This is a genomic window from Herbivorax alkaliphila (genome assembly GCF_030848475.1).
Lineage (GTDB): Bacteria > Bacillota > Clostridia > Acetivibrionales > Acetivibrionaceae > Herbivorax.
Genome location: NZ_JAVDDS010000078.1, coordinates 1 through 8135, shown reverse-complemented (window position 1 = coordinate 8135; position 8135 = coordinate 1). Strand labels below are relative to the sequence as shown.

Genomic DNA, 8135 nt, shown 5'->3' with positions numbered 1-8135 from the left:
CCCTGATGGTGTAGCCTCTTCCCCATGTACAGCTAAAAAACTTGCTGGTAACAATGAACCAACTAAAAATACTACAAGTACTAAAAAGCTAATCTTTTTTTTCATTCTAAATAAACCTCCTAATTTTTTTTAACCCTGAACTAAATTAATAAGCTATATTATAAACAATAGATTCTTTTACAATGTGCCCCCCTTCTTAAGTTTTTATAACTGCAATAAGTACATTACTTCCCTCAAATAGTTATTTTTTACGCTTTCTCATTAAATTATATCTTTTAGAGTTAGATTATGCAGATAAGATAGAACTTGACATCCTCCTCTCCCTAAAGGAAGAATAATCCTTGCTTTACAGAGCCACTCAATTCAGACTCTTTATAAGCATAGCAATATGCCCTAACGAATTCTTAATAAAACCTCACCTTATATCAACAAACTTAAGGAAAGGTATCTTGCTACAAAGTCGATAAAAAAAGTTAATTTACATTATACATATATATATTTTAACACACTCCCTTGATTATGTAAATAAATTTCTTCTTCTAATATATCAAAATATTGTGATAAACATCATTGAAAATAAAGAACAAAAATGCAATATGCATACTTAGATATTCTAGATAGAACACTTCTAAATTTAATAAAGGAACGAAGATGTTAAGGATTAATTATCTACATCTCCGTTCCTTTTACTATACTCATGTGAGAGGGGATTGAATATGGAACATCTACGAAATATTTATTCTTTTTGCCTTTCCCTTTGAATCTTGCTTTTTAGGTAAAACCACAGTTAGTATACCATTTTCATGTTTTGCCGTAATTTTATCATTTTGCACACCATCAATTGCAAATGATCTAACCATTGAACTTGTTCTTCTCTCTTTTCTAATATAGTCGCTTCCCTTATCCTCACTGTCTTCTTCTCTAGCCACACTTATTGTCAATCTGTCATCATCTGTTTCAATATTAATATCTTCTTTGTTTATTCCCGGCAACTCGGCTTCTAATATATAATCTTTCTTTGTTTCTTTAATATCCACTTTCATATGTCCACTATTACTGTAATGTGCAGGAAAAATTGTGTCATTGAAAAAGCTTTCAAACATTTTGTCAACGTCCATAAAATCAGCTAAATTCCCTCTTTTTCTCATTCCACCATTTTTTCTTTCAAAAGGTATTAAGCTTGCCATACATAACACCTCCATTAGTTTGTTTGTTTAACTCTCCCACAGTATATAAATACCTGTACATAATCACCTACTGCAGGTAAAAACAAAATTTTTTGATGATAAAATAAATCAAACTTTAAAAACATTAAGTCATTTTAAACACCTCCTAACATACATATAGGTTAGTAAGGATTATTAAAATTCATCTTTAGCACTCGCCTCTATCGAGTGCTAATAATATTGTATTAAATATCTAATTTCTTGTCAACGCAATTTTTTTGAACTTTTTTTGAATTTTTTTTGAACAAAAACTAACCCCATCATAACTTTATGTTATGGTGGGGTTAATTTGCATAAAGCGTGTTAAACAAACTTTTAATAAACTGAAAAACCATTGGCAACAGCCCATCTGAATAAAACAAAAAAGGCTCTTTGTCAGGAAACAGTTTGACTAATCTAATGATATATACCACTAAAAAAATAGCAATAAGTGCATAAACCAATCCATTAAATATAACTTTATTTTGTCTAACCTTTTTATAATTAATAAGAACAACTACAAAAGGTAAAAAAAATAACGGATGATAATAAAACGCTCCTGATAAATCACCTTTGACAAACAAAATTACTGCTCTTGTCATTCCACATGAAGGACAGGGAAGCCCAGTTAAATTTAAAAATACACAAATGCTTTTATCAGTTATAAGACTTAGACCAACACTTATAAGTCCAACAACAACAAAAATAACAATAATTTTTTTCATATTACCAACTACCGCTTAGTTTATTCATATTACTCTGCATTATAGCCACTGAAACAAGACCTAATCCAAAAATAGAAAGAAGTACATACAAAACTGAATCATCAGATGCAGTAACTCCATCTGTATTTACTTGAGCATCGTAAATTCTCTTTCCCATCTTATAATTCCAATAGAAATAATATATGCCACATGTCACAAACGACAACAGTACTTCTAACCCAGGGCTTCCATCTTCATTGTTATATGCTATCATCTCTTCTGCTACTTTATACATCCAATATATGGAATAAATTCCACAAGTGACAACCGACAAAAGAATTGACATTCCAACACTTCTATTCTCCACAATTTCACCCCCCTTGCTTTTGTTAATATATAAATAATATTAACACTATATTATTTATACCAATAAAACAAAATTTACATAGTTACTAAAATAATATTTTTTTATAATTATAACTTATTGCTTATTGTTTTTCAACAAAAAACCATATAAAACCTAAAATTTTGTAGAATTTTGAGGCTCAAGTTTTCCATATATTAAAATTATATTCTTTATCACATAATTTTAATTGAATAAGTATAATAAAATATTCAAATGATTTTTACAAACTTATTATTTAGGAGGTTAATACTAGTGCAACAATATATAAAAGTCCCAGTGGGTGAACATAAATTACCCTCTCTTCCCTATAATTATAATGCTCTTGAACCTGTTATAAGTTCTTATGCATTGACAATCCATCACACTAAACACCACAAATCATATGTTGATGGTTTAAACAAAGCAGAAATAGAACTTGAGAAATCAAGAAAAGAAAACGATTTTTCATTAGTAAAACATTGGGAAAGGGAACTGGCCTTTAATGGTTCAGGACACATACTCCATAGTATTTACTGGACCACAATGGCACCTTTTGGAAGAGGCAGTAATCTTGGCTATAACACTTTAAATCAAATAAACATAAGCTTTGGTAGTTTTTCTTCTTTTCAAAAACAATTTACACAAGCTGCTATAGATGTAGAAGCCTCTGGTTGGGCAGTACTAGCTTGGAATCCTGCATGGCATAGGCTGGAAATTCTAACGGCTGAAAAGCACCAGAATCTAACCCAGTGGGGGAGCATCCCTATACTAGTGATAGATTCCTGGGAACATGCTTATTATATTGACTACCAAAATAGAAGAAGTGACTATGTAAAAAATTGGTGGCAATTAGTGAACTGGTGCGAAGTTGAAAGAAAACTGATTTTAGCTTCAAAATGCAAATCACCCCTTACAATTAATAGCTATCAATAAAGACACTATATATTCAATTCTGAAAAGGCTAAAGCCTATTTGAGTGTATATTATTTAAGTGAATACTATATCCTAATCATGCACTCTTCATATTTGTATCTGTCATTATTGAAACTGAATCTTGCTTCTTAACATTTCCTCTTCTCTTAAGCTTATTCCATCCAACCTTTACTCCTTTTACAGCAGAATAAATTGCCTTGTAGACAACATACGTCATAAATGGTCTGTAAAAAAGCCTTTGCAATAGAATCCATCGTAAAGGTTTTTTGTTTTCTTTCTCAATGGAAAAAGCATAAAATGTAAGAACAAACTCTATTGATAAAAAGGCTAAATACAAAAAAGTTGAATTTAAAATATCTCCTTTAATCAGTCCACTTACAAACAATATATCAGCTGCAGGAGATATAGATTGAAATATAAATTGATAAAGTATAATATTGGGCAATGTAATAAAACCAACTCTACTGTATTTTGGATTCAAAAAAACTTCTCTGTGTTTATATATAACCTGCAAAGCACCATATATCCAACGAACACGCTGTTTTAACAAACCTGACAATTTATCAGGAGCTTCAGTATATGCCCTAGCTCCCTCTTCATATAATATTCTGTACCCTCTTTTTAAAAATTCAATTGTAATCTCTGCATCTTCAGCGAGGGTATCTTCCTTATAGTATCCAAGTGATGCCACTAGTTCTTTTCTCCATGCACCTATTGCACCTGGAACAACAGGTATGCAATTAAGTTCACTAAATGCACGTCTTTCAAGACTAAAGCCTGTTACATACTCTATGTGCTGCCACATCGTCAAAATTGTATCTTTATTTCCAACTTTAATATTTCCAGACACTGCTGCTACATTTTCATTTTCAAAATGACGAATAAGAAGTGAAACTGCCTTTTTATCAAGAAGAGTATCTGCATCCATTACAATTACAATTTCCCCTTTTGCCTCTTTAAATCCTCTGTTTACAGAAGATGCTTTTCCACCATTCTCTTTTGTTATAACACTTACACGTGGATTGTTGAAAAACTCTTCTCTAACCACTTTTTCAGTACCATCTTTAGAACCATCATTAACTACAAGAACTTCAAGGTTGCTATAGTCACTTTGTAATATTGACTCCACTGTTTCACAAATTACTTTTTCCTCATTATATGCAGCAATTACCACCGTAACCAATGGATTATAGTTGTACTTAAATTCCATCTGGCTATGCTTTTTCTTTTGTCTGTGTGATAGAAAGATAACAAATACAATTCGTATCACACCTAAAATCAACGCAAATACAAATAAATTTGATAAAAATCTAGTTACATTATTAATTAACGAAAGGCAAAAATATGTAGCTCTATAATACATACTATTTATAACATTTACAGGTTGCATAATTTTGTCTCTTTCCATTCCCATTAACCCGCTTATACTATTTAATTTATATCCCCTATCTTCAATAGACTCAACTATTAAAGGTAGAGACTCTACAGTATCTTCACTGTTTTGCATAATAATTGTTCTCTTATTTTTAATGTCTTCATTTGCTTTTTCAACAATTTGTTCTGGTGAATAACTTTCGATTTCTTCAATACCATTTGGACTTTCAAAAACTATATACCCCTTATCGCTGAAAATTTTATTAAATTCTAATTTTTCAGATGAATCCAAAATACCTTCTTCCACATAAGGCTGCATTAATAGAATACTAGAGTGCCCGGTAAACATCTCAATAATATTATTAGTTAAGTTTATTCCAACAGCTTTTTTAATATATGAACCATTTGAAACCTCCTCATTAGAATATCTGTGATTTCCTATATCATGACCATCATTGTATATCCTTTTTAATAGACCGGAATGTGAATATGCATTTTTACCTGATACAAAAAAAGTAGCTTTTAAATCTTTTTCTTTTAATATTTCAAGTATTTGTGATGTATATTCATGATGAGTTTCTCCTGTAAATACAAGTGCAACCTCCTCAGATTCAGATGCTTTTTTCAGTTTGTAATTACTACAAACTATTCCATACTCATATTCATTAATTTCTAAATATTTATCTTCACTCTCCAAGGCCTCATAAAAAGCCTCTACTGCATTATCAGATGTACTTATACCCAATCCTGCATAAAAAAGTCCCCCCTGGATTAAAATAAATATCATAACCAGTCCTGTAAGCTGTTTTACCCTTAGCCATCTCATTCCAGTATCATCTTTATATATATAGTCTTTTTCACCTGTAAATCTATAAACACTTTTTCGACTGAAAACAAACTTAAATATGGGATAAAATAAAAACGGTACAAAAATAAATATTAATATTACAAACAAATAGTTAAATTGCATGTCAACAATAACATTTAAAAACTCCCAAGGAGATAAAACGCCTGATAATAAAACAGAAATGTTCTTTCCTGAAAAACCATGTTCTGCCCAAAAAATTAATGTTCTCACAATTTGAATAATTATTCCTGTTCCAAATACTACGCCTGTAACAATCCCAAAAATGTTAAACTTAAAGATAAGAAAAAGTAAAACAATACCACTCATTGTCAATATGCCAGCATCAAATAATGGTTGTATAAAACTAATTAATACACCAATAGTACTTGATATAATTAATTTCTTCACAAAACCTTCCTCAATATTATTAAACATATAAAAATATATTCCCTTAAAAAATACATGGGATGCCAGTACTAAAAGTATTCCTGCTATCACAGTCAAAAGCAAAATTGAATTATCTACATTTTTCCCCATACCCCATACAATAAAATTAATTATCGCTGGACAAAAGGAAGCAAAAATAACTCCTGTAAAAAGTGCTATTATATTCAATTTAAAAAGTATAGATATTAAAAAAACAATCAAAAACCTAATCCCAAATAAAGGAAGTAAACCTATTAATACACCTGTTGAAGCCGCAAATGCCAATCTTTTTGAAGAATTTTTTAAAAATAATGCAGATAATAATTTGCCTAAAAATTTGTTCAATGTACGCACCCCTAAAAATCTTTTTAAAAATGTTTCTTTATGAAAACAATAAATTTTTCATAAATATAACCTCTTTAAATTTTTTAAAAGAGGCTATATTCATTATTAATATATTTCATTTTTTAAAAATTTTTTATGTGGGTGTATTAAAAAAATTAAGAGTTTCCTCTCTCCTTTGACTCTTTTCTCTTTTTTGACTTTCTTCTTTTCTTCGATTCTCTTCTTTTCTTTGACTCTCTTCCCTCTTCTGAATCTCCTCTTTACCTTGGCTATCTTTTTTCTCTTTGTTTTCTTCCTTAATTTCTTCTGTTCTTTTGTTTTCTTCTCTCCTTTGCTTCTCCTCTATTCTTTTATTTTCTTCAATCATTTTTCTTTTCTCTATTCTTTCCATTGTTTCTCTAATAGGAGTTTGCCTTACTTCTTCAATTGTAATTTCTAATCCCTCTTCAACAGCCTCATAAAACAAAGAATACTTTCCCATAGATATATTGTTTTCTCTGGCATTTTTTCTAAGTTCACATGCAACACTTTTTGTTTTAACTTGAATTTTCCTGTTATATAAATTATTTAGATTTATTTCAATATTCTTTAAAATAACATTCAAAAGTTCTTTATCATACTTAATATCTGCATCTTCATTCAGTGCCGCCGAAACATACACTACATCTTCTTGATTCAACTGGATTAATCCCTCTCTTTCTGACTTTTCAACAATTAAACCAACTGCTTCATTAACACTCAGCCCATCTAATTCCATTTCTTTCAAAAGTTCTTTAGCACTTTCATTAAAATAATAACTTTTTAATACTCTGTTATCTTGGTCAATACGCAATTCAATACTTGGATTTATATCAATATCAATAAAAGCGTAAGTCTTTTTTTCTATTGATATATTATTATACAGCAAAAAAGCAACTACAATAATAGCTGAAATGGCAGCAACTGTCGAAGCAATACCAGCTACCTTTTTATTTTTTATTTCTTCAAACACTTCATACTCAACCACCTCACCCACAAGCATATCTGGTTTTCGCTTTATCATTATATAACGATTTTCTGAGTTTATTATTATTGCCTTATTTTTAGAAAATTCTAAAACAACCCCCTCTTTCTTCATGGACTAACCCCCTTCCTTTTCTGCATTTTCTAAATATCCTTTCACCACTTCAAGATCACTTTTAATAATTATACAAGATGCAATAATAAATTTTCTGTTTCTTTCTATTGTTCTTTTGCTTACATTTACAAACTTTAAAAGCTCAAGCATGGGAAGCTTTTTTCTTTTAACAAGCTTATTATATAAAATATCATTTTCCGCTAATATCCTTGCTATTTTTATACATGAAGATATAGCATCTTTATGCTTTGGTGATTTTTTCACAAGGTCATATAAAGTGATTTCAAATTCACTTAGTTTTTTCTTGAAATCATCAATTTCATCTTTAACTTCAAATTTTCTAAGTAAATTTTCACTTTCGCCATCTGAATAGTTGTTTTCAATGTTAGTTTTTTTGCTTTCTAGATGTGTAAAAGTATAAATCAAGTTATTTTTCTTGTTGCTTAATTTATAATTTATAAGTCTTCTTTTTATAACATGTGCAGCAAAGTTAATAAAAGAACCTCTTTTTTTATCAAAACAGTCTATCGCTTCGTTAAAGGCCATTAATCCTATGCTGTATTCCTCACTATTTTCAACCTCAACAAACTTACCTGTATTTTTGTATATACATTTTACTATAAAAGGCTTATAATCATCTATAAATTTATTCCTTAGTTTATCATTACCCTTTTTGATCTTAGCAACAATTTCACTTTCTAAATCCTTTTTGTCTTTAGATTTGTTGAAAAAAACTTTTATCAATTGATGCCCCCCCTCTATATACTGTTCAAGGACATTTTAAAAATTATGTGGGTTA

At 29.7% G+C, this 8135-nt stretch carries 7 protein-coding genes; 1 reads left to right on the top strand and 6 read right to left on the bottom strand.

The window, feature by feature from the left end:
* Nucleotides 1–725: 725 nt before the first annotated feature.
* The 3 genes from RBH29_RS16680 to RBH29_RS16670 all read right to left on the bottom strand — a co-directional run bounded on the left by RBH29_RS16680 (nucleotide 726) and on the right by RBH29_RS16670 (nucleotide 2276).
* Nucleotides 726–1187: an Hsp20/alpha crystallin family protein gene (locus RBH29_RS16680; RefSeq protein ID WP_306698134.1), complete on the bottom strand. Its 462-nt coding sequence runs from the start codon at nucleotides 1185–1187 to the stop codon at nucleotides 726–728.
* Nucleotides 1188–1510: 323 nt separating this feature from the next.
* Nucleotides 1511–1930 (bottom strand): DUF2752 domain-containing protein, encoded by a 420-nt coding sequence (locus tag RBH29_RS16675; protein ID WP_306698133.1) that lies wholly within the window; start codon nucleotides 1928–1930, stop codon nucleotides 1511–1513.
* A 1-nt stretch (nucleotide 1931) separates the two neighbouring features.
* A complete protein-coding gene (locus tag RBH29_RS16670) occupies nucleotides 1932–2276 on the bottom strand; it encodes a DUF4234 domain-containing protein (protein WP_306698132.1) in 345 nt (114 codons plus the stop codon).
* A 252-nt stretch (nucleotides 2277–2528) separates the two neighbouring features.
* On the opposite strand from RBH29_RS16670, the gene RBH29_RS16665 reads away from it, so the two are divergent.
* Nucleotides 2529–3227, top strand: a complete 699-nt coding sequence (locus RBH29_RS16665; RefSeq protein ID WP_306698131.1) for a superoxide dismutase — start codon at nucleotides 2529–2531, stop codon at nucleotides 3225–3227.
* A 76-nt stretch (nucleotides 3228–3303) separates the two neighbouring features.
* Here the strand turns inward: RBH29_RS16665 and RBH29_RS16660 are convergent, their stop codons facing one another.
* The 3 genes from RBH29_RS16660 to sigI all read right to left on the bottom strand — a co-directional run bounded on the left by RBH29_RS16660 (nucleotide 3304) and on the right by sigI (nucleotide 8080).
* Complete coding sequence (locus RBH29_RS16660) at nucleotides 3304–6219, bottom strand: glycosyltransferase (protein WP_306698129.1); 2916 nt, start codon at nucleotides 6217–6219, stop codon at nucleotides 3304–3306.
* A gap of 133 nt (nucleotides 6220–6352) precedes the next feature.
* Nucleotides 6353–7336 (bottom strand): anti-sigma-I factor RsgI family protein, encoded by a 984-nt coding sequence (locus RBH29_RS16655; RefSeq protein ID WP_306698128.1) that lies wholly within the window; start codon nucleotides 7334–7336, stop codon nucleotides 6353–6355.
* Nucleotides 7337–7339: 3 nt separating this feature from the next.
* Nucleotides 7340–8080: an RNA polymerase sigma-I factor gene (gene sigI, locus RBH29_RS16650; protein ID WP_306698127.1), complete on the bottom strand. Its 741-nt coding sequence runs from the start codon at nucleotides 8078–8080 to the stop codon at nucleotides 7340–7342.
* Nucleotides 8081–8135 lie beyond the last annotated feature (55 nt).